The following is a 24,646-nucleotide window of genomic DNA, read 5'->3' as shown; positions in this document are numbered from 1 at the left end:
CACGTTAAAACTGTGTATTAGCTAATTTCTCTTGTAAAAAATCTAGTAATAACCGAGTTTTCCTAGGCATCAATTTTCTTTGTGGGTAAATAGCATAAAAGCCTATTTCATAACCCTTATATTTAGATAACAACTGAATTAACTCACCCGACTTAATGTATTTAGCGACCAAGAAGTCAGGCTGATAAATTACACCCACTCCTGCCAAAGCAAATCGAGTAAGTGCTCCGCCATTGTTTGCGGTAAAAGCACCAGAAATAGACACAGTTCGGACAACATTCTCTTCATCCGTCAATGACCAACGATTTGGCGTTAAAGCATTACTGTATAAAAGACATGAGTGATTTTCTAAGTCCTCGACACTGTCTGGCTCACCGTATTTAGAAATGTACTCCGCAGAGGCACAAACAAACCCTCTGGAATAACACAAAGGTCGTGCTACAAATTGATCCCCACCTAAATCACCACCTCGAATGGCTATATCCACACCAGATTCAGTCATATCAACACGCTTATCACTAAAGTCAACATCCAGTTCAATTTGAGGGTATAAGCGACTGAAACTGTCCAATAAAGGAACAATATGAGATAAGCCAAAGTCCATTGGCACGCTTATTTTCAACAGTCCTTTTGGTTTTTGTGTTAAATCACCTATTTCGCCTTCAGCTTCCTCAATCGCATCAAGTATCGCTACACAATGCTGATAATACTTACGACCAGCATGACTAATACTAATATTGCGAGTATTTCGCTGTAAGAGTTTAGTACCCAACTCTTCCTCGATGAAATTTATATAACGCGTCACCATAGGACGAGAGATCCCCAAAGAGTCACTGGCTAATTTAAAGCTCTCTGCCTCATAAACACGGCAAAATACTTTCATGGCTTGCAATTTATCCATCCACTCACCTAAAAAATAAAAAGTTCCCTTATTATCATTTCTTTTTAGTGAATATTGAATTGTTTTTTAGGCTGATTATTTATTAAAAGAAACAATTTAAACTACACGCATCTTGAGTCTAAATAGAGGAATGCAAAATGAAAGCAGTTACTATCAGCGCATTAGTACTTACATCAAGCCTAACGATGGCAGCAGATTACAAAATTGATCCAGCCCATTCAGGGGTTGTATTTAAAGTCGGTCATCTAGGAGTTAGTACAACCGTTGGCCGTTTCAATGAATTCGAAGGCAGCTTTGAATACCCAGAGGATGGAAAATCAGGTAGCGCATCCTTAACAATAAAAGCAGACAGTATCGACACTAATCACGAAGCTCGAGACAAACATCTTCGCAGCCCTGATTTTTTAGATGTTAAACAATTCCCAACATTGACCTTCAACAGCACCAAGTTTGATGGCAACACGTTAACAGGTGAGCTAACAATACATGGCACAACAAAGCCAGTTAGCTTCGACGTTAAGAAAATTGGGGAAAGTAAAGACCCTTGGGGCGGATACCGCGCAGGCTTTGAAGCAAAAACCGTCATTCAGCGTAGCGATTTTGGTGTGTCTTATTTTATCCCTGGCGTAACAAATAAAACAGAAATTGAAGTTTACGTAGAAGGCATTCGCCAGTAATCAATTTAGAAAAAAGCACCAAGGAAAGCGATCATGTACGAAGAAGCCAGTAACTCTACTATTTTAATGCTATTACATACGGCAGTTTACCCCTTTCTCGCCGCACTAATAGTCAGCATTGTTGCTGGCAAATTGTTACGTGCATCACCTTATCTTGGTTACCTTGGCGGCTTTATTGTCGGGCTCAGCCTGATTCACTCAGGCTTGAGCTTCCCACCAAAGCAAGCAATTGATTATTACACCGTAACAGTACTAATAGGCATAGCTTCACTATATTGTCTAACCCTAATTAAATCACCAACACTTCGTTTAAGCGTATGCTTTGCTCTCTTTGGTTTATCATTTTATTTTTTACTAAACCCTGTATTAAAACACTCAGGTTTTATCATTAGTCTGAGCTGGGCAGCTGGGTGCGCATTTGTCACGCTGATATACCTGCTTATTAACCATCTAAAAACACAAGACATAGTTGAATTAGATACAGACAACGAGAACATTATTTCACCGCAGCTTCTGCCAGTAGGGTTAATGATTTCGGCAGGTGCAGCAGCACCGGTTATCTCAATTGGAGGAAGCTTACTGATAGGACAATTATTAGGCGCATTGGGAGCAGCACTATTTGGTTACGTGATTATCAGCTACCTAATAAAAACTAAAAAAAACCACTCAAGTATCCCGGCATTTTTGATCTTTAGTGGACTTATTAGCCAAAGTCACATTCTCGCTGACATACCATTAAACGTTACGCTAATGCTTACGGCAAGCTGCTTTATAACGCCTTTAGCTACAGCACTAGGAAACAAACTGAACAATAAACAAAGTATTTATATTATTATCGTCCAAATTATAACCTGCGCTCTAATAAGCGGATTGAGCTTATGGCTAGTTTGGCCAGAAAGTAGTTTATATTAAGATGGAATCTCTAATCCTTAAAGATTGACCTAGGTGAGCGCCATAGCGGTAATATAATCGCAGCTATGGTGCTACTCGCAGCACCGTATGACAGTAGATATAAAATGTCTGTTTCGCTCAAGTGAAGGTTAATAAAAACAAAAACCTGGTTAGGCACAACAATAAATAGCCATATTCCTATAACTAAAAAGAACCGTCCAAAGCCAGATAAGCCCTTAATCCTAACAAAAAGCCAAGCCGTAAAATATAAATACACAAAAGACGATAATGCAAACAATAAAACCACACCGGCAGTAGGCTGCTTAACCATATCCTCTAAAGCAGAGCGCCCTAAAAATGACAAGGGTGTAGAAGCATACCAAGCCACTCCAGCAATAATTTGAAAAACAAAAGCCAACACGACGGCTTTATGATTTATCTTGTACACATCACCCCCTATTCATTCTCAACCAAACATTGGTCACTAATTGGCTTGATATAACTCTTTCACCAAACCTCTTAATTTTGAACGCCATGGACGCTGCTTTATCCCAAAATGATTAAATATCTTCCGACAAGATAATGACTGCCGCTGCATAGCAGAGGTCTCCTGAACTTCTGGAAACGAGTCGCCAATCGCTTCAACCTCAACTTGGGCTTTAGGGTCAAACTGACTAGAAGTTGCGACTATTGCCTCCACCAAGCGAATCCAGCTAATCTCTTCCGCACAACAATAATGATAAACACCTTTATTTTGCGCGCCGTAATGCCCTTGATTCACCATAGACAAAATCACTCGCACCAAATCAGATACCGGGGTCGGGCTGCCAATCAAATCATCCTTGTAAGCAAGATTTACGCCATCTTGAATCAAACCAAGCGTCCTACAAACGAAGTCATCCCCTTTGCCACTGAATAACCAACCAGTGCGCAAGACAATGTTATTAGGATTATTCAATACGATTGACTCTGCCTCAATCAAAGACTTCGCATAAGGTTCAGAGCTATCTGGGACATCCGTTTCAGCATAAGCAGCACCTTTGCTCCCAGAAAACACTCTGGCGCTACTGATCATAACTAATGGCGCGCTAGCTTGTTCGCTCAAATACCGCAAAGCCGACTGAAACTTCCCATAATCACTTTGTAACGCATAACGTAAACTTAACGCATCAATAACAACGTCGAACTGCATGGCATCTAATTCTGCTCTCCTTCCGACATCTAACAGCAACGACTCATCTGGACATAACCATTCAAATTCAGTTTTCTCTTTAGAAAGAAGCAATAAAGACGACCCTACTTCAGTTCCACTTCCCAAAAGAAGAACACGAATAGGGGCATTAATATCTTGTGTATTATTCAAATCAAGTCCTCGTTCCACTTAGGAAAAACCCCTAGTAGATTATCATATGTCTGTACTGCTACGCGCTCTACGCTTTCTCCCCTTATAGCGGCAATAGCATGCGCAATAAGAGGGATGGAAAGTGGCGTATTATTTTGCCCTTGAAAACCATAAAGAGGCATATCAGGTGAATCTGTTTCAAGAACAAACACGGTATCACTGAGCGACGCCAATACCCTATGAGCTTTTTTCGCCCTCGGGTACGTCACGGTACCACCTATCCCCAACACAAACCCCAAATCTATAAATCGTTTAGCTTGCTCAATACTGCCATTAAATGCATGAACAACGCCGCCCCCATTAAAGCCAGCTTCACGTAGGCACTTAAACACCAAATCATAACTTTTTCTAGCGTGCAGAATAACAGGTAACTTCAATGAATTAGCAACCTTAAGCTGACGAGAAAAAAAATCCAACTGAATCTTCATATCAACAGCATCAGGCCAATAATCCAACCCTATTTCCCCCACAGCGACCACCCGTTGGGCATCACACTGCTCACCAAGAGAATCGATTTGATCAAAAGAGGCTTCAGCCAAAAAATAAGGGTGTAAACCATAAGCGGCACGCCATTCAGGATAACGTTTAAGCAGTTTCGCTAATTTTGGCCAACTAGCAAAGGTCGTCGCTGGCACTAAAAAGCCACCCACCTTATTCTCTAAACAACGCAACATTAACGAGTCACGCTGCTCGTCAAACACATCAAAATCCAAATGACAATGGCTATCAATAAACATATACAAAAGATTACAGGATTTAAAGACCAAGTGTTAGCGCATAAATCATTAAAAACAAAAAAGCCGCGCAAAATGCACGGCTTTTTAGAAGACACTCTAAATGATTAGTTTATAGAGATGGACCAGCTTTCACAATAGTGTCAGACACTGTGTCGAATTTCTTAAAGTTCTCAACAAATTGAGAGATTAAGTTTTTTGCCTGTGCCACATAAGCGTCCTGATCAGACCAAGTTTTACGAGGGTTCAATAAAACACTATCAACGCCAGGAACTTGAGTTGGAACATCCAAGTTCACATCGTCCAAATGCTCCGTCTCTGCATTCGCCAACACGCCAGATTGAATCGCTGAAATTACCGCACGAGTCGTTGGAATGCTAAAGCGCTTACCACCTTGGCCATGAGCACCGCCAGTCCAACCAGTATTCACTAAATAGACTTTACTACCAAACTCTTCGATACGTTTAATCAATAAATCTGCATACACATCAGCAGAGCGTGGGAAGAAAGGCGCACCAAAACAAGTAGAGAAAGTTGATTTGATACCAGTACCAGCTCCCATTTCAGTTGAACCAACTAGCGCGGTATAGCCACTCAAAAAGTGATAAGCAGCGGCTTCTTTCGTCAAGATAGAAACTGGAGGAAGAACACCTGTCAAATCACATGTTAAAAAGATAATGGCATTAGGTTCACCGGCACGATTACCAGCCGCACGTTTTTCGATATGCTCACGAGGGTAACCAGCTCGACCATTCTGAGTTAAAGACGTATCGGCATAATCTGCAACACGTGTTTCAGGATCTAAAACAACGTTTTCAACGATAGTGCCGAATTTGATAGCATCCCAAATAATCGGCTCATTCTTTTGAGAAAGGTCAATCGTTTTTGCATAACAGCCGCCTTCAATATTGAAAACTGTGTCTTTACCCCAACCATGCTCATCATCACCGATCAAAAAACGCTCAGGGTCAGCTGACAAGGTCGTTTTACCAGTACCAGACAAACCAAAGAACAAAGTGACATCTTCTTCAGTACCAACATTAGCAGCGCAGTGCATTGGCAATACATCATGAGCAGGCAACAAATAGTTTTGCACTGAGAACATAGCCTTCTTCATTTCACCAGCGTAACGCATACCCGCGATCAGCACCTTACGCTCTGCAAAATTTAGAATCACACAACCATCAGAATTGGTGCCATCACGCTCTGGCTCACAAACAAAATCCGGTGCGTTCAAAATTTGCCACTCACCTTTACCTGACGGATTGTAAGTATCAGGACGAATAAACAGGTTACGACCAAACAACTGATGCCAAGCTGTTTCAGTGCGCATAATCACTGGTAAATAATATTCATCTCCCGCACCGACATGAATGTTAGATACAAACGATTCTTTACCATCAAGATACGCCGCTACTCGATCCCAAAGCGGAGCAAATTTTGCTTCAGGAAACGCACGGTTTACAGGACCCCAATGGATATTATCTTTGCTGGACGCTTCTTCCACGATGAAGCGATCCATAGGTGAACGACCGGTACGAGCGCCAGTCTCAACAACAAGCGCGCCATTATCGGCAAGAACCCCTTCGCCATTCTGCAAGGCTTTTTCAACCAACTGTGGCGTAGTTAAATTTGTATGAATAGTAGTTACGTCTGATGCGGAGTTCATGTTGCTAAATCCTCTGAACTATAAAGATTGTCTGGTCATTTTTATTATTATGCGAAGTTTTTTTCTGTGAAAAGGATAGTAACAAAACAATCTAAGAAAAAATATTGTTATAACAATATGTTATTTTATTACATTTTTGAAACTTTACAATATTAACTAAAGCCATGATTAATAAGCTTTTTATTCAATAAATCGCCTCGTGAAATTCAGTTTTAACGATAGATCACTCTGATCAACACCATTTTTATGTAGTTTTCTTTCTTTTTTGTAGACTTTCTACTAAATGGAAATCTTATGACCGATTATCAATACATTAAAAAAGACTCACTATCATGCTGCAACTTTCTTATAAAAAGCCACTTAAAATGTAAGGTTTCTATTAAAAACCATCCAAAAAACACAATTATTTGAAATTTTCTTGCTTCTAGTATGTCCTGAATCATAGCGCTTCATGGTAAGATTCTTTCTTCAATTTCCCCAATTGTTCAAAAGGTTGATCGATATTTATGTTAAAAACGAATCAGAACTGCAATATTGGATTTGTCGGCCTGGGTGTCATGGGTAAGAACTTGGCCTTAAATTTAGCCGACCATGGCTACCGAGTTGCAGGTTTTGATCTTGACGCACATAAAATACAAGACGTTTTAGATACAGAAGCAACAGAACGCCCAGATCCATCAACAGAAGCACGAATCATTGGCTGCTCCAGCATGGAAGACATGCTTGCAAACTTAGTAAAACCCCGCGTCATTGTGGTGTTGGTTCCTGCAGGAAGCCCTGTAGATGCGGTATGTAACAGCTTAATTGAAGCTGGCTTGGAAGCTGACGACATCGTAGTTGACTGCGGAAACAGTCAGTGGACAGATACCATTCGCCGAGAAGCAGAATACAAAGAAAAGTTCAAATTCTTTGGTACCGCTGTTTCTGGTGGCGAAGTGGGCGCTCGTTTTGGCCCATCTCTTATGCCTGGCGGTGATGCCGACTCTTGGAAATATCTACAACCTATGTGGGAAGCCGTTTCCGCTAAAGTAGACGAGAACGGCAAACCGATTGTTAGTAACACACCCGGTAAGCCTGTTATTGAAGGCGAACCTTGTACCGCGTATCTTGGGCCAAATGGCGCAGGTCATTACGTAAAAATGGTTCATAATGGTATTGAATATGCTGACATGCAGCTTATTTGTGAAGCTTACCACCTATTACGCTCTTTGCTCGGTTACGAACCCGAAGAAATCGGTAAGTTGTTTGAGAAATGGAATCAAGGCGTTTTAAATAGCTACCTTGTTGAAATCTCAGCAGACATTCTTCAGCAATACGATCATAAAACAGGCGCTCCGCTAGTTGATATAATCCTAGACAGCGCAGGCCAAAAAGGCACTGGTCGTTGGACGTCTATTAGTGCAACACAAATGGGTGTTCCAGCTGGCATCATTAGCGAATCCGTTTATGCTCGTGCTCTAAGCACACTAACAGGCGAACGAGAGTTTGCAGCTAGTAAACTGGTTGCTGATGTAGAAAATGGCGAAGTTGAAGCAGAAGAAGTAGAGAAAGCGATAGAAGACGCGCTTTACTGCGCGAAAATTTGTGCTTACGCCCAAGGCTTCCAGCTAATGCGCGCCGCTGAAAAAGAATATGATTGGAAATTCAACTTCAGTGATATTGCTAAAATCTGGCGTGGTGGCTGTATCATTCGAGCATCTTTCCTACAGAAAATAGCCGATGCATTTGTCGAAAATTCAGCTCTTGAAAATCTATTGTTAAGCGACTACTTCGCTGATGCTATGGCAAGCAAGCAGGCTGGTCTTCGTAAAGCTGTTGTCCTTGCTGCGCAATCAGGTATTCCAACACCATCTTTCTTCTCAGCATTGGCTTACTTCGATGGCTACCGCGCTGAAGTACTTCCAGCTAACTTGCTACAAGCGCAGCGTGATTATTTTGGCGCTCATACCTATGAACGTGTAGACGCAGAACCAGGCCAGAAATTCCATACTCACTGGCAAGAAGAAGGTCGTCCTGAGCGCAAGGCTTAAGACCAACGACTTAGCTCAAAAAAACGCTGACTTAGTAATAAGTCAGCGTTTTTTTGTTTCTACTTACAAGGTGCTAGCCTCTGCCTTTAACAAAGTATTGTCGAGCGCAGTCGTCATGATTTCATCTTCTTTTCCATAGAAGTCAACATCCCTCTCAACATCCCCACTTCCTGCTGATCCAATCGAGAACGCTGAAACAAACGACGAAAACGTGTCATTACTTGCATTGGCATTTCTGGATCAAGAAACTCAGTCTGTACCAAAACGCTCTCTAGGTGCTCAAGCAAATAATCGATCTGCTCAACATTGGCCGCTGGCACATCCCATTTACTCGCAACCACAGGAGCTTCTTTCATCAATAAGCTCTTCATGCGTAACTCATAAGCAATAACCTGAACAGCGGCGCCTAAATTTAATGAGCTAAAGGTTTCAACAGAAGGAATATGCACATGATAATTGCAGCGCTGCAGCTCTTCGTTGGTTAATCCTCTATCTTCTCGACCAAAAACAAACGCCGTCACCAAACCTTCATCAAACACCAAGTCTGCCGCTTCTCTCGGATCAACCAAAGGCCAAGGAATATTGCGCTCACGGGCACTGGTACCAATCACTAGCTGACAATCTGCTAGGGCTTCCTCTAAGGTATCTACAACCACAGCGTTATCCAGAATATCGGTCGCACCAGAAGCTCGACTCACCGCTTCGTCGCTTGGGTATTGCTTAGGCGCAACAAGATACAGATCAGCTAATCCCATATTTTTCATTGCACGAGCCGCCCCCCCGATGTTGCCAGGATGCGACGTATTAACAAGGACAATTCTTACTTTATTTTGCATTTTATGAGATACCAATAGTAGCAGTCGAACAATGACACATATCTTAACAGATATTTATCATAAAGCCGCAAACGATCAGTTTTTAACCAAAACTTCACTAGCAAAAAGCGTACTGTTACGATAGAATTCGCGCTCTTATTTAGGCACTCGGTTTTATCGCACTCTTATTAAGTGAGCAGATAGAACGGAGAAGCCCGCTCTTTAACACTTTATTTAGCAACTTATCGTCTTATCGACGGTATGTGCATTTTAATGACGGAATAATTGACGGTAAATTATGCAACCTAGAATCAATGTCGCACTTAAAGCAGCTCGTGCCGCTGCAGAATATATTATTCACTCGCAAGAGAAACTACTTTTTGATAAAGAACAAGGTCAGTCCGCTGAACAAGTTTATCAAGCTGTTTGCTCTGGAGCAGAACGCAGCATTGTTTACCATCTAGAAAAAGCTTACCCAGCTGACACAATCACAACTCGCCTACAAGGTTCAGTACAAACTGGCGAAGAAGGTGAGTGGGTTATTGATGCCATCCAAGGTCAGCATTTATTCTCTCGAGGCCTAACAGGCAACGTTATTACAATGAGCTACTTAGTTGCTGGTAAAGTGGAGCACGCTCTTGTGCTAAACCCTCACACCAAAGACGAGTTTTACGCAAGTAAGGGTCGTGGTGCTTACCTGAATAATTCTCGAATCCGCAGCAGTACTGCACGTACACTAGAAAACGTTACAGTCGCAGCACAGTTCCCTGCAACGGATCGTCTTGTGCCTTACCTATCAGGTCAATTCGCCGTTTTAACGGAAATTGCAGAACAAGGCGCACGTGCTGTTATGCAAGACTCTCCAGCTCTAATGCTAGCTAACGTAGCCGCTGGCCGCCTTGATGCTGCTTGGGGTATTAAACTTCAAGAATGGGAAATGCAAGCACCGCTTTTCATCGCAAAAGAAGCTGGCTGCCTATTCGCTGGTTTTGATGGCTCTCCAAGCTTAGAAAAAGGCGATGTTATATGCGCAGCACCACGTTTATTTAAAGTATTGTTGCCAACGCTAAACAAACACCTGAACTAAGACTTCATCTTGGTTTAAGAAAAGAAAATAGATACAAAAAAAGGGCTTTTTCAGCGATGAAAAGAGCCCTTTTTATTTATCACATTTTTTTCAGAAATTAATGTTTGTGATGACTATGTTCATGATGATGGTGATGTAAATCTTCTTCATCATGGTGATGGTGGTGATTGTCACTAGAACCTTCTTCACCTGGATAGAACAAACCTATGTCCTGACGAATCTCATCTAGCGTTGCAATCAACTCCAAACTATTTTGCCAACTATGATTAGGGCTTTGAATCAGACCTTCTTCAAGACAGCGATTCACTTCGTCTACTTCAAACTGGTAGCCATTGCCCGGAAAATCAAACTCCACCGCCCGTTCTTTATTATCAATACTAACAACACGGCAAGATTTTGCTTTAAACCATTCAGAATCGATTTCAATATAACCCTTAGTGCCAGATAGCACAGCCCGGTTCGGATTACACGAAATCAAAGATGCATCTAAAGAAGCAAGCTGTCCACTCTCCCAGCCTAATAGAATTTGTTCGAACAGATCGACGTCTGTATCGCCAATCACCGCTTGGTTCTGCACAAAGTCGGGCTTACCGAAAAACAACTGTGCCAAGAACACAGGGTAAATACCAATATCCAATAAAGCACCACCGCCAAGCTCAAGGTTCATCAGGCGATGATTAGGATCTGTCGGTCCAACACAGTTAAAACTTGCTTGAATACTATTTAAGTCACCAATCTCACCCTCTTCAACCCACTCTACAACTTGCTCTATAACAGGGTTAAAGCGTGTCCACATGGCTTCCATAACAAAAACGTTATGTTCTAAAGCTAGATCGTAAAGTTCCTTAGATTGCAGCTCATTAATAGTAAAAGGTTTTTCACACAATACAGCTTTACCCGCTAAAATACAGGCCTTAGTCAGATCATAATGATAGACATGAGGTGTAGCGATATAGATAACATCTACTTCATGACTGTTAATCAGTGAAAAGTAATCAATGAATGACAGCTCAATATCAAACTCAGCCGCAAACGCATCCGCAGACGCCTTATCACGAGAAGCAACCGCACGAAGTTCGCCAGCTTTGACATGACAAAAATCACTGGCAAATAAATGCGCGATTTGACCTGTTCCAATAATACCCCAGCGTACCTTCTTCATAGGATTCTCCCCATAGACTTAATCAAAGCAATAACGCCAACAACATATCAGTGTAAAATATAGCGGCGCTAAAAAACGCAGCAAGTTTGACGCTAAAGAAGATTATAGTCCACTGGCATTTTCAAGCTGTTGAATATATTCATTTAGTTCTTGCACCTGTCCCTCTAGCTCAAGCACCCTCGCTTCCAGCTGCTGCGTATATCCATCATTTTTATTAGAGGTCGCCACACTGCCAGAATCGGTATTTAATGGACGTTCAGATTCCGAACAAAAGCATTCTTGATAGCGCTGCTCTCGCTTACCCGGCTCTCTTGGTAATAGGCAAACATAAGGGCCACCTGTTTTCGCCTGTAGCGACTGCAAGGCCGATTCCACTTCGTCACGAGACTGGAAACTATGCAAACGACCACTGCGTGAGCGAAGCTCTCCTGGCGTTTGAGCACCACGTACAAACATCAAGCAAATAATCGCTGTTTCTGCTGGTGACAATTGCAAATCGGAAAATTCTGTATTACAAAATCGATGCTGATATTTACTAACTCGGCTATGAGAAGCATTAATTTCTGTCACCAAACCACGAGCCACCAAAGCATCTAAGGCATCTTGCACTTCCATTTCAGATAATTGGGTTACAGGTTCACGATTGGACTTTTGATTACAAGCATTAACCAAGGCATTTAAACTAAGAGGATATTGATCTGGGGTGGTAATCTCTTTTTCCATAAGACAACCAATAACACGCATTTCGATAAAATTCACTTCGTGATAACTCATCGTTTTTCCTAACTGCTTTTTCTATTCGTCTTTAACGAAGCCTTCTTAATAACTTAAAAGGCATCACCAATACTTCCTTTAACGATGTTGGTTGATATGTCACCGTATCAGGCATTCCAATTTTTAAATTCCCATCTCCTCCTAATGCATCGTTTCTTTTAGTCTTAAAAAACGCATCCCAAATACTTAGAAAAAAACCGTAGTTACTATTCGCTTCAAGATTCACTCTTGAATGATGTATACGATGCATATCTGGAGTGACAAACACTTTCTTAACCCATGTTTCGATATTAACAGGCAATCTTGCATTCGTGTGGTTAAACATGGCTGATGCATTTAATAAAATATCAAATACCAACACGGCCTCGATAGGAATACCCAACAAACAAACCGTTAAGGCTTTAATACAAAGTGACAATACAATTTCAATAGGGTGAAAACGTACCGCTGAACTTACATCCAGTTCAGGGTCAGAATGATGAACTCGGTGAATACGCCACAAAAAAGCAACACGATGAAATAGCCTATGCTGCCAATAAATAAGACAATCTAGTAACAGAATACTCAGCAGAAAAACCACCCAGAAAGGCAACCCTAATCTTCCAAGCAGACCAAAGTCTTGGCTAAATACAGCGACAATAGACAGTAATAAAGGCTGAATTACTCGAACGCTCATTGCACCAATGGCTAATAAAAAAAGGTTATGACGCCAACGGCGGCGCCATTGTAAGAGCTTCCCTCTTGGCTTATTCCATTGCCAAAAAATTAGCAAGCTAAAGACCAGAACAAAAACACCTATACGGACAGTGAAATCTATCATTTAGCAAATAACCTGAATTAAAAAATCTTTTAAAATCAAAGGGAAGAATTTTTCCCTATGATTAAATCAATTCGAAAGGCTCTCGATGATTCATAAAAAAATGGACTTTAATTTGCCCAAGAAGTTCCATAAAAACGTTCCGATTAATCTCATCCAAGCGATAAAGGATCAGACAATCATCACCAAATTGAGCGTGAGGTAAACGATTCTCGAAAGAGTGCAAAACATGCAAATCTGAAAAATATATACATAAATGATCTTCACGTGCTGCTACACCATAAAGCCAGCTCGCATTTTGCTGAAAATAAGGGATACCTAGATCACTAACCAATTTAGCATCAGGCGCAATTAACGTCATCATTTGAATTACTTCCAGCAAGTCTTCTCGAATGGCAAGAGGGGCTTGCTGGACATAACGATTAACAAAATCATTCGATACTAACGTCAACATAAGAGCTGCTCCTGTATATACACTTTAAGCAGAGCTCGATCTCACTGACTTGGTCGCTTTAAAAACGAAAATCACATAAATTTATGCTTTATTAACGCCTCTTCAATACGAGTCATCGCTTGGTCGAGAATAGACTGGGGACAACCAAAGTTTAGGCGAACATAGTTAGAATTACCAAAATCTTTACCATCGGAAACACCAACACCTGCATCTACAAAAAATTGATATGGATTATCAAGAGATAACGCAGACGCATCAATCCAAGCAAGATATGTAGCTTCTAAGTGCTGCATTTTCAGTGGTGTCGAAGCCAGTCGCTCTACCAATAGATCTCGATTACCTTTCAAATACACCAATAACGCTTCGTGCCACTCTTGGCCGTCTTCATATGCGGCCACAGCTGCAGTTAGACCCAACATATTGGGTGATGGTATTAAACCTGCTCTCTCTTTATTAAATACTTGGCGCAATTCAGCGCTTTCAATCACTGCGAAAGCATAGCCTAAGCCCGCAATATTGAATGTTTTACTTGGCGCCATTAAGGTAATAGTGCGACTAGAAGCGTCTTTATTTAAACTAGCAAAAGGAACATGAGACAAATTGTCCAAGATCAAATCGCAATGAATTTCATCACTCACTACCACCAAATCGTATTTTTTTGCTAAGGCGTGAATGCTTAATAATTCAGCCTTGGTATACACTGTCCCACCTGGATTATGCGGGTTACATAATAGAATCATCTTACTTTTAGGGTTGGCACAAGCCGCTTCAAATTGCGACATATTTGGCACCCAACGACCATCATCAATGACCATATCCACATTTAGCAAGTCGCGTCCAGACAACGCCGGTGCTTTGGTTAAATGGTAATAAACAGGGCCTGGAACAACAATGCCATCACCTTCATTTGAGAAAACACGAACACTTAAATGTAAAGCGCAAACCAGTCCAGGTAAATGCACTAAGTGCGCGCTAGAAACATCCCAATTATAGTGAGTAGACAAATGTGACTGAATCGCTTTAACCAATGATTTTGGAGTATGAGTATAGCCATACACTCCCTTACTAACCCTTTGATTTAAAGATTTTTTTATACAATCAGGTGAATCAAAATCCATATCTGCAACCCACATAGGGATGACATTTTCAGGGTATTTTGACCATTTATCACTACTCATATCTGATCTATCTATCAGGGTATCAAATACCGAAAAAGAGACATCCATTGCAAAACACTCCAACAGTTAGTTTGTCTTATAATTAACATACCCCTTGCTTAGAACTCCAGCCCTAATACTGCTAAAGGAACTGAAAAAGAGCCGAGTTAGGAGTACGATTTAAGTAAGATTCAAGCAAAAAAATCCTCATTTCTTATCTTAAACCGACAGAATAGCCCTTAAAAAAGACCAAAAAAAATTTAAAAGCCTATTATTCCTTTAAAATCATACAGTTAAATTGATTAGAGTACTAAGTTTTTGAATTGTCAAGGGTTGACCTAAATTGCACAATCAGCCTAGTATAGTTTTCATTAAACGGCTGTTTAATAAAAAAGGATCCAGAATGCCAAAAGTTGGAATGCCCGAGATACGTAAACCTCAGCTCATCGAGGCCGCAATAAAAGCCATAGATAAACACGGTTTCGCGGGGGCAACAGTCAGTGTTATTGGTAAAAAAGCAGGTGTTTCTCCAGCCATCATCAACCACTACTTTGGTGGCAAAGAGGGCTTGTACGAAGCAACAATGAGAAGCCTGATACGTGAGTTTTTTGAATGTTTATCACAAGAAGTCACAAAAGCGAAAAATAAATCAGTTAAACATGAAGTCATGGCCATCGTAAAAGCCAGCTTTAGTCAATCTCAAACACACCCCCAAGTCGTCAAAGCTTGGATGGGATTTTGGGCATCAGCCATGCACACGCCCTCTTTGTATCGATTACAGAACATCTACTCTAATCGCTTACAAACATCCTTGGTGTGTGTACTGAAAGAAGAATTTGAAATAACAAAAGCCCGTCGTATTGCGCTTACCGTAGCAGCACTTATTGACGGCATGTGGTTACGCGGTTCATTAGCAGGCGGCATCAACAAGCAAGAGGCTGCTGGACAGATACAAGATTATCTGGATCTCGTGTTTCAGGATCACACCTAAACACGCCATCGCATAGATTTTTCATCATACATATTGTTTTAGGCGGCCAACAGAACATGCTGCCAACGTTTTAGGAGTTCACGGTCAGTGCCAGCACTCGGCGCTGTATTCGCTCATTGATTTTGAGTTCAATAGAAAGAGGATAAGGGTATGTTAAATAAGGCAAAAAAGACCGCAATAGCCATTAGTATGGCAAGTATTTCAGGCATCACCATGGCCGCAGATTGTTCTACCGTTCGCTTTTCAGATGTAGGCTGGACGGATATCACTGCCACCACAGCAGTAACCAGTGAAATCGTCGAAGGTTTAGGCTACAAGACCAAAACACAATTGTTATCTGTTCCAGTTACTTACACTTCGCTAGCAAATGGCGATATCGATGTCTTTTTAGGTAACTGGATGCCTACCATGCAGGCTGATATCGAACCTTACCTAAAAGCAGGCACGGTTGAAGATCTTGGTCCAAATCTAGTTGGTGCAAAATACACGCTAGCGGTTAGCAAAGACGCATTTGACGCTGGTGTCACAGACTTTTCAGATATCGCAAAACACCGTAAAGAATTTGCTGGTCGAATTTACGGCATCGAACCTGGCAACGATGGTAACCGCATAATCCAAGATATGATTGATACTAACGCCTTTGACCTTGGCAACTTCCAGTTAGTCGAATCCAGTGAAGCTGGTATGCTGTCTCAAGTGAGCCGCAATACCCGCCGTAACAAATGGATTGCTTTCCTAGGTTGGGCACCACACCCAATGAATGCTAACTTTGAAATGGAATACCTCTCTGGCGGAGACGATTACTTCGGCCCTAACTACGGTGGTGCCGATGTAAACACCAACGTCCGTAAAGGCTATATCGAAGCATGCCCTAACGTAGGTAAACTCATTACCAACTTAAAGTTCTCCTTGCCAATGGAAAACCAAATCATGGGCGCCATTCTTGACGAAGGTAAAAAGCCTAATATTGCAGCAAAAGAGTGGCTAAAAGCGAACCCTGAAGTTCTAGATGCTTGGCTTAAAGGTGTAACCTCTAAATCTGGTGGTAACGGCCTTAGCGCTGTGAAATCACACCTAGGTCTGTAAAACATCACTTGCACATTATTGCTTCCTTAACGACACCTCGTTAAGGAAGCATCATCGAACTCTCGGGAGAACACATATATGAATTGGCTGACGGATAATAAAATCCCTCTTGGCGCTTGGATGGAAAACTTTGTCGATTGGCTGGTTACTGCGGCTTCCGGTTTTTTTGACCTGATTTCCATTACCTTAGAAACCATGATAGTGACAATGGTCGATGCCATTGATTCCATTCATCCGCTTGCTGTTATTGCTATTGTTTTAATTGGCGTGTGGTTTCTTCATCGTAGCATTGGTTTGCTTATCTTTATTACCTTGTCTCTATTACTAATCATCAACATGGGTTACTGGGTAGAAACGATTCAAACTCTTGTACTTGTCGTCTCTGCTACAGCAATAAGTGTTTTAATTGGTGTTCCTATTGGCATTGCTGCCGCTCATCGACCTTGGCTATACACCATGCTGCGTCCTGTTTTGGATTTGATGCAGACTATTCCAACCTTCGTTTACCTTATTCCAACCCTTATTCTATTTGGCCTAGGTTACGTTCCAGGCTTGATCTCGACCATCATCTTTGCTATTGCAGCGCCAATTCGCTTGACCTACTTAGGCGTCAGCAAAGTACCCAATGAACTTATCGAAGCAGGCTTAGCCTTCGGCTGTACAAAATCAAAACTGCTCTATAAAGTAGAGTTACCTGCTGCTATGCCAAACATCATGGCAGGTGTCACACAGTGTATTATGCTGTCTTTATCCATGGTAGTGGTCGCAGCCTTGGTAGGTGCGGATGGCTTAGGAAAACCGGTTATAAGAGCACTAAACACGGTAAACATTTCCCAAGGATTTGAAGCGGGTGTCGCTATTGTATTAGTAGCCATCATGTTAGACCGTATTTGTAAGTCGCCATCATCTAAGAACGCGGGGTAATTTATGTCTGTTGTAACAATTGAAAACGTTGACATTGTCTTCGGTGACAATAAAGCAAAAACACTCCCTCTTATGGACAAAGGCCATACTCGTGATCAAATTATTGGCATGACTGGCGATGTAGTTGGCGTACAAAATGCCAACATTGAAGTAAACGAAGGTGAAATTTGCGTACTGATGGGACTATCCGGATCAGGCAAATCTACCTTACTACGCGCAGTCAATGGCTTAAATAAAATCGCTCGCGGCCGCTGCCTGGTAAGAGACGGCGACGACATGGTCGACATGGCAAAATGCGACGACACAACACTACGTCACATGCGTACTCGTCGCGTCTCGATGGTTTTCCAAAGCTTTGCCTTAATGCCCTGGTTGACCGTCCTTGAAAATGTGGCCTTTGGTTTAGAAATGCAAGGTATGCCAAAAGCTGAACGCCTTAAAAAAGCCCATGAGCAACTCAAGATGGTCAGTCTAGACAAATGGGCGGATAAAAAACCTGACGAACTATCAGGCGGTATGCGCCAACGCGTAGGCTTAGCAAGAGCCTTTGCCATGGACACTGATGTGTTATTAATGGATGAACCTTTCTCTGCACTAGATCCATTAATTCGTTCACAACTGCAAGATGAGTTAATAGAACTACAGCAGCGTCTCAATAAAACCATCATTTTCGTTAGTCACGATTTAGATGAAGCGCTCAAGATTGGCTCAAAGATTGCTATCATGGAGTCCGCTAGAATCATTCAGGAAGACACTCCTGAGCAAATCGTCCTAAACCCAGCGACAGAGTACGTAGAAAAATTCGTTGCTCATACCAATCCTCTGAACGTACTGTGTGGCAGCTCGCTTATGACTCCGGTAGCTGAATTGGCAGTACAGGACGACCTGCTTGTTATCAATGACGACATAAAAATGAAACTAGAAAACGGTAAACTAGTTTCTGTTCAAGGACCAAGAGGAGACATTCCAACAGCTCGCTGGACACCAGAAACCATCCTTGCCAACGTACCTGATAACACTGTCTTTATTGTGCCTGCTAATCTAGCAATGCGTGATGCAGTGGAGATCCGCTACCACTCCAACCATTTCATGGTATTGGAAGAAGCAGACCAATGTATCGGGATCCTCAACGACCATAACTTTTATCATGCTCTACTTGGTAAACACTTTGGACGCGAAGAAGAAGCCGCATAATTAAACTAGATAGAACTAGATCAAAATACAGATAAACAAGAAAGGCCAGGTGGAAGTATCTGGCCTTTCTTGTTTTAACTCTGGACTCAGATCTAATCCATCATACTACGTTCAATAATAAATGCTTTCGATCCAAGAACTTCCCCCTCAGTTAACTGCTTCAAATTAGTACATTTATCGCCACAGGCTGTAACGATAAAACATACATGTCTTTACGCATATCACAGCAAAAAATTTCCCCATAGAAGATTACTGGGTTAGCCGGTGTTAGTGGCGAAAAGGTTATATTTCTCTATACTCGGGTCGATTACTCTCAAAAAATATAAAAGCCGTTGCACAAAGAGCTTTTTCTAAGACGCTTGTTTTAAGAACGATCCAATCCATGACATCATTTGATTAGAGTGAACATCGCAGTTTTCAAGGGAATATAAAGCCGCCTTAGCCTGCTCTTGGGTCAGTTGCTTACCATCGTATAAATCGATCAGGGCTTTTTCATACACTTTGGAAAATTCTGGATGACCTTGAAAAGTCAAAATATGATCGTCATAAAGCAACCCCGCATTTTCACAGAACTCTGAATGTAAAATAACTCGCGCACGAGCAGGCTTTTCAACCACCTGGTCCTGATGGAAAGCACACAGGGACAGTACTTTAGCTTCCGGCAACACAGGTAAAATCTCGCACACATTATATTGATGAATACCTATCCCCCAGCCGCCTTGGAACTTTTCAACACGCCCACCTAAGGCGCGAGCAATAACTTGGTGACCGAAACAAATACCAACTAAAGGACGTGTAGTTTGATCGATCTCTTTGATCAAATCACACAAACGTAAAATCCAAGGCTCATCAGAGTACGCATCATCTTTCGATCCGGTAATCAACCAAGCATCACACTCTTCAACATCATTTGGGAACACATCTAAACGCACGTCAAACGTAACAAAGGAAAAATCCTTTTGCATTTTTCCAAGCTGCTCGCCAAACATATTAGCGTAGGTTGGAAACTCCGCTAATAAAGGGTCGGGGGTAATACCCGCAGCCAGAATACCGATCTTCATTCATTTATCCTTAAAATATTTTTCATATATTGATGCCTAAGACCTTGTACAAAATCATAAGTTATCATGTCAAAACATTCACTTCTGTTATCACACCTAAACGGATTTGCGAGAAAATATCTAACGACACGGTGCTCTTCCCTTGAACAGAAGAAAACCGCAATCACCAAACAGTCCAACAATAAGGCAAAAAATAACAACCAACCAGAAATAATTACAGGAGCAATGCAGGACAAAGTCATCAAAAAGAACGAGTTAGTAGCTAAACCTATGAGATGTCCCTAACATTTTATCCAAGAAAACCAATTAAAATGGCTTGCTGGCATCCCATAGGCCAAATAAAACCTCATATGCATACCCACAATAGTGGTTATACAACAAGCCTAGCAATCTGTTTTCCTAAGCGCCTAACCACAACAAAGACAAACTAACGATAGCTTCTGCGGCCACCTAGCCCGTTAACATGAGTTGATGAAGGCATGTACTTTGATACACCTTTTTCCTCTAATCTTTTAACCTTACGCTTACCCTTTTTGGTAGATTTGCATTTTATACGCTGTCGTAAAGACTTATATTTTTCTCTATTTGGTTTAAACCAACGAAGCCTGATAACAAAATATTCTCCCCTTAAAAAGCATGGAGTTTTCGCCTAATAATGCCATGCCACAATCCGTACCGTCGCAATTTATAAGCAATGATATGTTCTAGAATTAAAAATACGAATTCATCGTCTGTTTGTCATTGCAATCAGGAATGCAATCCGTATAGTCAGCCGAAATAATGATCAATTTGATCATGGCAAATTTTATGTATGATAAATAGAAAATCTGGAAGGACACTAAATGTTAAAGCAAACCCTGTTTCCCATCTGGAGTCTGCTCATAGGTATTGCTGTTCTCACCATGGCAAGCGCCTTGCAAAGCTCTCTGATCGGTATTCGAGCCTCTATAGAGGAATTCAATACGACAGCGACAGGTTTAATTATGTCCGCCTATTACCTTGGCTTTATTCTAGGTTCCGTACTGGTACCAAACTGGGTGAAGAATGTAGGTCACATTCGGGTTTTTGCCGCAGTGGCGTCTTTGGCATCTATTACCATTTTAATGCAATCCGCAGTGGTCAACCCATGGTTCTGGATGCTAATGCGGATGGGGACTGGCTTATGTTACGCGGGTCTATTTATTGTTACTGAAAGCTGGCTCAACGACATCGCGACCAACAAAACTCGTGGCCGTTTATTTTCGATTTATATTATCGAAATCTGGGCCAGCCAAACAATCAGTCAGTTCTTATTGAACCTATCGTCCCCTAGCGGTTACGGCTTGTTCATTTTGACTTCAGTACTAATTTCTCTGGCCGTTGTACCGCTATTGTTAGTTCGTACACCATCACCCACTATCAATATACCTGAAAAGCTTAATATTCTCGGCTTGATTAAAACCGCACCATTAGGTGTTACCGGTGTCACTATAGCTGGCGCTACCTCAGGTGCGTTATTAGGGCTCGGGGCACTCTATGCTAAAAGTATTGGAATGAACATTGCCGAAATTTCGTTTTTCATTGGCGCAAGCTATGTTGGAGGGATGTTTCTGCAATGGCCAATAGGCAAGCTATCAGACCGTCAGGATCGTCGCGTCACTATTTTATGGGTTGGTGTTGTCGGCTCATTAGCGGCTTTCATTGTGCCTCTCGGTGGGAGTGTTAATAATCAAATATTGATGATGACTGGTATGTTTGCCGTGGGTGCGTTTACCTTCCCTATGTATTCGCTAGCCTCCTCACATATGAATGACCAATTACGCCCAGAGCAAATTCTCTCTGCCAGTAGTGGCATGATCTTACTCAATGGTATTGGCGGTATGCTAGGGCCACTCATTGCAGCAGCTTTAATGGACACATTACGAATAGACGCTTTATTCTGGTTTGTCGCAGGGCTTAACCTTACCGTTGCCTTGTTTGCTCTTTATAGAATAAATCAGCAGCCCGCTATGGTTATCGAAGAGCAAGGCGATCAAATCCCAGTTGCGCTTACTGTATCCTCTGTAGCAACAGCAGAAATGCTTGTCGAAGCCGACTCATCGACACCGGTTGAAGAGAAAAGCCACGAAGTGGAAATAAAACTTTAACCGTCCATAAACAGCCACACAGCGCTTGTTCATTTATAACAAGGGTTGTGTGGCGATTTTCAGTGCAATACTCCAAATCAAAATCGCATTAATACGATTAAACCAACGCCAAAACGCGGCCTTTCCTAACCATTTTGCACAGAGCTTTCCCACCAGCGCCAAAGATAAAAACCACAACACAGAAGCACAAACGCCACCAAAGACAAACTCCCATTTTGCCCCTTGCCATTGATTTGCCAAGCTACCCATTAAAATCATGGTGTCTAAATAAAAATGTGGGTTAAGCCAAGTCACCGCAAAACCCATCACCACCAGCGGCCATAACGCGAGACGCTTACCATATTGTTCCAGTATCAAGTGCTCTTCTTGAAAAGACGCTCGCCATTTACCCAAGGCAAACCACACTAAAAAAGCTACGCCAGCCCAACGAGATAGCGACAGTAGCCAATCATGATTTTGCACAATCAACCCCAAACCAAATGCCCCAAGCGCGATGGAAATGGCATCACTCAAAATAAACAATACAGCAATTGGAAACGCATAATGTCGCTTCAGAGCTTGCTCTAGTAAAAAACTATTCTGTGCGCCAACAGCAACAATTAAACCGCCTCCCGTAATCGCTCCACTCACAAATGCCAGCACTTCTGTCTCCAATAAATCTATCTTCTAAAAAGTGGCTTGATATTACGTGATACAAACATTAAATTTAAATCAATTAAACTAAAGTTATATTAGATTAAGTTATGTTGGATTATAAAGCGCTATCCTCTCTACATGCTGTTTTGAAATTCCAAAGCTTTGATAAAGCTGCTGAATACCTACACCTGACGCAATCCGCAGTGTCACAAAACATTAAACGCTTAGAACAAGAATGCGGCCGCCCCTTGCTTATTCGAGCAAGACCGGTAATTGCCACACCACTTGGCGAACAACTACTAGCGCATTTCAACAAAGTCACCATGCTTGAAGAAGGCCTGCAAGAAACAATTCAAGGCGGTCAGGCGACGCAACCAATAAATATTGCGGTAAACAACGATGTACTTGCGACTTGGTTCACCGAGGTTGTTGATCAGTTTTCCGCTGCCAACTCCACCAAATTACATATAAAAGCAGCTGACCAAGCCAAAACTCGCGCTTTACTACAAACAGGCGAAGTCGTCGCATGCGTTAGCCAAATTGGCACACCTGTATCTGGCGGTGAATCAATATTTCTCGGCAATATGCATTATGAGCTTGTCGCTACCCCAAGCTTTATTAAAGAACATTTAAAAGGTGACCTTAGTGCAGCAGCCGTACTAAAATCTCCCTCTTTAATTTATGACGAGCATGATGAACTCTGGGGGCGATATCAGAATGAGTGTTTGAAAGTAAAAACGGATATTAGCCACAGCCATTGGTACCCATCTTCACATGGTTTTGTTGAGCTAGTAATGGGTGGCACAGTCTGTGCTTTAATTCCTAGTATTCAAATTAAACAGAAAATAAAAAGCAAGAAACTGGTATCCTTGCTGCCAAACAAGCGGCTAGACTTGCCTCTTTATTGGCATTGGTACAAACTTAATTCACCTGTATTGGATCGGTTAACTAAGGTGATAAAGAATGTCACACGAGATGCATTATAATGGATGCATCACCGAAACAGGCTGGCTATGTTGTATTTCTTAGACAGCCACTTAACAAAGTACAAAGCCATTTTTAAGGAAAAATTATGATTCGCAAATGTCTATTCCCTGTTGCCGGTTATGGCACACGTTTTTTACCAGCCACTAAGTCCATGCCAAAAGAAATGCTCCCTATTGTAAACAAACCTTTGGTTCAATACGGCGTAGAAGAAGCGGTTAAAGCGGGTTTGGACAATGTGACTTTCGTAACGGGTCGTGGTAAACGTGCCATTGCCGATCATTTTGATATCAGCTATGAACTTGAGCATCAAATCGCAGGCTCTAACAAAGAAAAATACCTAGATGGCATTCGCTACTTAATTGACAATGTAAACTTCTCTTTTACTCGTCAAAACAACATGTTAGGCCTAGGACATGCCATCCTAACAGGTGAGCCACTCATTGGCGATGAAGCCTTTGGTGTAGTACTCGCCGATGACCTTTGCTTTGGGGAAGAGGATGGCGTAATGGCGCAAATGGTTAAACTTTATAACCAGTTTCGTTGCACCATTGTTGCGATTGAAGAAGTCCCAGAAGACGAAGTGCATAAGTACGGTGTTATCCAAGGTGAATCCATGATGGAAGGACTCTACCGTGTGACCGACATGGTGGAAAAGCCCTCCAAAGAAGAAGCCCCATCGAATCTTGCTATCATTGGTCGATACATACTAACACCAGATATTTTTGACAAAATCCGCAATACACCAGCAGGTCGTAACGGCGAAGTTCAAATTACCGACGCTATCTTGCAACAAGCAAAAGAAGGCTGTGTATTAGCTTTTAAATTCAAAGGTAAACGTTTTGACTGTGGTAGTGTTGACGGCTTCGTAGAAGCAACCAACTACTGCTACAAAAACATTTACCAAGATCCTACAGAAGCGTAGTTTTATCTAGGGTAAAAACGCACCGAAATAGAGCAAAAAAAACCAGTGTCATTCTGAAGTGACCCCCAATAGTTGGACTATCCAATTACTGGGGGTCTTTTTATGTCTAAATACCACAGAGCGTTTAAGCTAAAATTAGCCAAACTTGC

24 protein-coding genes are annotated in these 24,646 nt (G+C 41.8%); 11 read left to right on the top strand and 13 right to left on the bottom strand.

The genetic code is table 11. The features are described 5' to 3' along the window. Positions 1-4 precede the first annotated feature (4 nt). Positions 5-901 carry a LysR family transcriptional regulator gene (locus DFP80_RS12450; protein ID WP_113917132.1) on the bottom strand — a complete coding sequence of 299 codons (897 nt, stop codon included), beginning with the start codon at positions 899-901 and terminating at the stop codon, positions 5-7. A 137-nt stretch (positions 902-1,038) separates the two neighbouring features. On the opposite strand from DFP80_RS12450, the gene DFP80_RS12445 reads away from it, so the two are divergent. Further along, the gene (locus DFP80_RS12445) at positions 1,039-1,578 is read left to right on the top strand and encodes a YceI family protein (protein ID WP_113917131.1); all 540 of its coding nucleotides are present in this window, start codon (positions 1,039-1,041) and stop codon (positions 1,576-1,578) included. 33 nt (positions 1,579-1,611) lie between these two features. Then, positions 1,612-2,490 carry a hypothetical protein gene (locus DFP80_RS12440; protein ID WP_113917130.1) on the top strand — a complete coding sequence of 293 codons (879 nt, stop codon included), beginning with the start codon at positions 1,612-1,614 and terminating at the stop codon, positions 2,488-2,490. A 10-nt stretch (positions 2,491-2,500) separates the two neighbouring features. Here the strand turns inward: DFP80_RS12440 and DFP80_RS12435 are convergent, their stop codons facing one another. The 4 genes from DFP80_RS12435 to DFP80_RS12420 all read right to left on the bottom strand — a co-directional run bounded on the left by DFP80_RS12435 (position 2,501) and on the right by DFP80_RS12420 (position 6,274). After that, a complete protein-coding gene (locus tag DFP80_RS12435; RefSeq protein ID WP_113917129.1) occupies positions 2,501-2,917 on the bottom strand; it encodes a hypothetical protein in 417 nt (138 codons plus the stop codon). Positions 2,918-2,953: 36 nt separating this feature from the next. After that, a complete protein-coding gene (locus DFP80_RS12430) occupies positions 2,954-3,832 on the bottom strand; it encodes an SDR family oxidoreductase (RefSeq protein ID WP_113917332.1) in 879 nt (292 codons plus the stop codon). Continuing rightward, positions 3,829-4,608: a TatD family hydrolase gene (locus DFP80_RS12425; protein ID WP_113917128.1), complete on the bottom strand. Its 780-nt coding sequence runs from the start codon at positions 4,606-4,608 to the stop codon at positions 3,829-3,831. Before DFP80_RS12425 ends, DFP80_RS12430 begins: the two co-directional genes overlap by 4 nt. A 109-nt stretch (positions 4,609-4,717) precedes the next feature. Beyond that, complete coding sequence (locus tag DFP80_RS12420; RefSeq protein WP_113917127.1) at positions 4,718-6,274, bottom strand: phosphoenolpyruvate carboxykinase; 1,557 nt, start codon at positions 6,272-6,274, stop codon at positions 4,718-4,720. Between the two features lie 506 nt (positions 6,275-6,780). On the opposite strand from DFP80_RS12420, the gene gnd reads away from it, so the two are divergent. Further along, positions 6,781-8,304, top strand: coding sequence for an NADP-dependent phosphogluconate dehydrogenase (gnd, locus tag DFP80_RS12415; RefSeq protein ID WP_113917126.1), 1,524 nt, complete (start codon positions 6,781-6,783; stop codon positions 8,302-8,304). Between the two features lie 113 nt (positions 8,305-8,417). Here gnd and DFP80_RS12410 read toward each other — a convergent pair whose 3' ends face one another. Further along, positions 8,418-9,140, bottom strand: a complete 723-nt coding sequence (locus tag DFP80_RS12410) for an RNA methyltransferase (RefSeq protein ID WP_113917125.1) — start codon at positions 9,138-9,140, stop codon at positions 8,418-8,420. A 277-nt stretch (positions 9,141-9,417) separates the two neighbouring features. Between DFP80_RS12410 and DFP80_RS12405 the strand changes: the two genes are divergently transcribed. Further along, a complete protein-coding gene (locus tag DFP80_RS12405) occupies positions 9,418-10,206 on the top strand; it encodes an inositol monophosphatase family protein (RefSeq protein ID WP_113917124.1) in 789 nt (262 codons plus the stop codon). Between the two features lie 97 nt (positions 10,207-10,303). Here the strand turns inward: DFP80_RS12405 and DFP80_RS12400 are convergent, their stop codons facing one another. The 5 genes from DFP80_RS12400 to DFP80_RS12380 all read right to left on the bottom strand — a co-directional run bounded on the left by DFP80_RS12400 (position 10,304) and on the right by DFP80_RS12380 (position 14,639). Further along, a complete protein-coding gene (locus DFP80_RS12400) occupies positions 10,304-11,368 on the bottom strand; it encodes a Gfo/Idh/MocA family protein (protein WP_113917123.1) in 1,065 nt (354 codons plus the stop codon). Between the two features lie 102 nt (positions 11,369-11,470). After that, the gene (locus DFP80_RS12395) at positions 11,471-12,142 is read right to left on the bottom strand and encodes a YceH family protein (RefSeq protein ID WP_113917122.1); all 672 of its coding nucleotides are present in this window, start codon (positions 12,140-12,142) and stop codon (positions 11,471-11,473) included. Positions 12,143-12,173: 31 nt separating this feature from the next. After that, positions 12,174-12,962, bottom strand: a complete 789-nt coding sequence (locus tag DFP80_RS12390) for a sterol desaturase family protein (protein WP_113917121.1) — start codon at positions 12,960-12,962, stop codon at positions 12,174-12,176. Positions 12,963-13,023: 61 nt separating this feature from the next. Then, positions 13,024-13,413 carry a DUF1801 domain-containing protein gene (locus DFP80_RS12385; protein WP_113917120.1) on the bottom strand — a complete coding sequence of 130 codons (390 nt, stop codon included), beginning with the start codon at positions 13,411-13,413 and terminating at the stop codon, positions 13,024-13,026. A gap of 71 nt (positions 13,414-13,484) precedes the next feature. Beyond that, positions 13,485-14,639, bottom strand: coding sequence for a MalY/PatB family protein (locus tag DFP80_RS12380; protein WP_113917119.1), 1,155 nt, complete (start codon positions 14,637-14,639; stop codon positions 13,485-13,487). 334 nt (positions 14,640-14,973) lie between these two features. Here DFP80_RS12380 and betI point away from each other — a divergent pair, with 334 nt between their 5' ends. The 4 genes from betI (at position 14,974) to choV (ending at position 18,765) form a co-directional block, all read left to right on the top strand. After that, complete coding sequence (gene betI, locus DFP80_RS12375; protein ID WP_113917118.1) at positions 14,974-15,561, top strand: transcriptional regulator BetI; 588 nt, start codon at positions 14,974-14,976, stop codon at positions 15,559-15,561. A gap of 150 nt (positions 15,562-15,711) precedes the next feature. Further along, positions 15,712-16,647, top strand: coding sequence for a choline ABC transporter substrate-binding protein (locus DFP80_RS12370; RefSeq protein WP_113917117.1), 936 nt, complete (start codon positions 15,712-15,714; stop codon positions 16,645-16,647). A gap of 78 nt (positions 16,648-16,725) precedes the next feature. Continuing rightward, on the top strand, positions 16,726-17,571 hold the full coding sequence (gene choW / locus DFP80_RS12365; protein ID WP_113917116.1) for a choline ABC transporter permease subunit: 846 nt from the start codon (positions 16,726-16,728) through the stop codon (positions 17,569-17,571). 3 nt (positions 17,572-17,574) lie between these two features. After that, positions 17,575-18,765, top strand: a complete 1,191-nt coding sequence (choV, locus tag DFP80_RS12360; RefSeq protein ID WP_113917115.1) for a choline ABC transporter ATP-binding protein — start codon at positions 17,575-17,577, stop codon at positions 18,763-18,765. Between the two features lie 350 nt (positions 18,766-19,115). On the opposite strand, the gene DFP80_RS12355 is transcribed toward choV, so the two are convergent. Beyond that, positions 19,116-19,826, bottom strand: a complete 711-nt coding sequence (locus tag DFP80_RS12355) for a glutamine amidotransferase-related protein (protein WP_113917114.1) — start codon at positions 19,824-19,826, stop codon at positions 19,116-19,118. 842 nt (positions 19,827-20,668) lie between these two features. Here DFP80_RS12355 and DFP80_RS12350 point away from each other — a divergent pair. Next, entirely contained in the window at positions 20,669-21,952 is a 1,284-nt protein-coding gene (locus tag DFP80_RS12350) for an MFS transporter (RefSeq protein WP_113917113.1), read from the top strand. Positions 21,953-21,985: 33 nt separating this feature from the next. Here DFP80_RS12350 and DFP80_RS12345 read toward each other — a convergent pair whose 3' ends face one another. Beyond that, the gene (locus DFP80_RS12345; protein WP_113917112.1) at positions 21,986-22,594 is read right to left on the bottom strand and encodes a LysE/ArgO family amino acid transporter; all 609 of its coding nucleotides are present in this window, start codon (positions 22,592-22,594) and stop codon (positions 21,986-21,988) included. A 101-nt stretch (positions 22,595-22,695) separates the two neighbouring features. Between DFP80_RS12345 and DFP80_RS12340 the strand changes: the two genes are divergently transcribed. Next, positions 22,696-23,574, top strand: a complete 879-nt coding sequence (locus DFP80_RS12340; RefSeq protein WP_113917111.1) for an ArgP/LysG family DNA-binding transcriptional regulator — start codon at positions 22,696-22,698, stop codon at positions 23,572-23,574. Between the two features lie 86 nt (positions 23,575-23,660). Further along, positions 23,661-24,497: a UTP--glucose-1-phosphate uridylyltransferase GalU gene (gene galU, locus DFP80_RS12335; protein ID WP_113917110.1), complete on the top strand. Its 837-nt coding sequence runs from the start codon at positions 23,661-23,663 to the stop codon at positions 24,495-24,497. Positions 24,498-24,646 lie beyond the last annotated feature (149 nt).

This window comes from Marinomonas rhizomae (assembly GCF_003315485.1).
Taxonomy (GTDB): Bacteria; Pseudomonadota; Gammaproteobacteria; order Pseudomonadales; family Marinomonadaceae; genus Marinomonas; species Marinomonas rhizomae.
The sequence above is the reverse complement of the archived record's forward strand: the minus strand, read 5'-3'. Positions and strand labels throughout refer to the sequence as shown.

Coding starts and splice junctions, on each gene's coding strand:
- DFP80_RS12395 (WP_113917122.1), bottom strand. CDS start 12,142: ATGAGTTATCACGAAGTGAATTTTATCGAAATGCGTGTTATTGGTTGT.
- DFP80_RS12370 (WP_113917117.1), top strand. CDS start 15,712: ATGTTAAATAAGGCAAAAAAGACCGCAATAGCCATTAGTATGGCAAGT.
- DFP80_RS12450 (WP_113917132.1), bottom strand. CDS start 901: ATGGATAAATTGCAAGCCATGAAAGTATTTTGCCGTGTTTATGAGGCA.
- betI (WP_113917118.1), top strand. CDS start 14,974: ATGCCAAAAGTTGGAATGCCCGAGATACGTAAACCTCAGCTCATCGAG.
- DFP80_RS12390 (WP_113917121.1), bottom strand. CDS start 12,962: ATGATAGATTTCACTGTCCGTATAGGTGTTTTTGTTCTGGTCTTTAGC.
- DFP80_RS12380 (WP_113917119.1), bottom strand. CDS start 14,639: ATGGATGTCTCTTTTTCGGTATTTGATACCCTGATAGATAGATCAGAT.
- DFP80_RS12355 (WP_113917114.1), bottom strand. CDS start 19,826: ATGAAGATCGGTATTCTGGCTGCGGGTATTACCCCCGACCCTTTATTA.
- DFP80_RS12405 (WP_113917124.1), top strand. CDS start 9,418: ATGCAACCTAGAATCAATGTCGCACTTAAAGCAGCTCGTGCCGCTGCA.
- gnd (WP_113917126.1), top strand. CDS start 6,781: ATGTTAAAAACGAATCAGAACTGCAATATTGGATTTGTCGGCCTGGGT.
- DFP80_RS12400 (WP_113917123.1), bottom strand. CDS start 11,368: ATGAAGAAGGTACGCTGGGGTATTATTGGAACAGGTCAAATCGCGCAT.
- DFP80_RS12410 (WP_113917125.1), bottom strand. CDS start 9,140: ATGCAAAATAAAGTAAGAATTGTCCTTGTTAATACGTCGCATCCTGGC.
- DFP80_RS12350 (WP_113917113.1), top strand. CDS start 20,669: ATGTTAAAGCAAACCCTGTTTCCCATCTGGAGTCTGCTCATAGGTATT.
- DFP80_RS12445 (WP_113917131.1), top strand. CDS start 1,039: ATGAAAGCAGTTACTATCAGCGCATTAGTACTTACATCAAGCCTAACG.
- DFP80_RS12425 (WP_113917128.1), bottom strand. CDS start 4,608: ATGTTTATTGATAGCCATTGTCATTTGGATTTTGATGTGTTTGACGAG.
- galU (WP_113917110.1), top strand. CDS start 23,661: ATGATTCGCAAATGTCTATTCCCTGTTGCCGGTTATGGCACACGTTTT.
- choV (WP_113917115.1), top strand. CDS start 17,575: ATGTCTGTTGTAACAATTGAAAACGTTGACATTGTCTTCGGTGACAAT.
- DFP80_RS12420 (WP_113917127.1), bottom strand. CDS start 6,274: ATGAACTCCGCATCAGACGTAACTACTATTCATACAAATTTAACTACG.
- DFP80_RS12385 (WP_113917120.1), bottom strand. CDS start 13,413: ATGTTGACGTTAGTATCGAATGATTTTGTTAATCGTTATGTCCAGCAA.
- choW (WP_113917116.1), top strand. CDS start 16,726: ATGAATTGGCTGACGGATAATAAAATCCCTCTTGGCGCTTGGATGGAA.
- DFP80_RS12340 (WP_113917111.1), top strand. CDS start 22,696: ATGTTGGATTATAAAGCGCTATCCTCTCTACATGCTGTTTTGAAATTC.
- DFP80_RS12440 (WP_113917130.1), top strand. CDS start 1,612: ATGTACGAAGAAGCCAGTAACTCTACTATTTTAATGCTATTACATACG.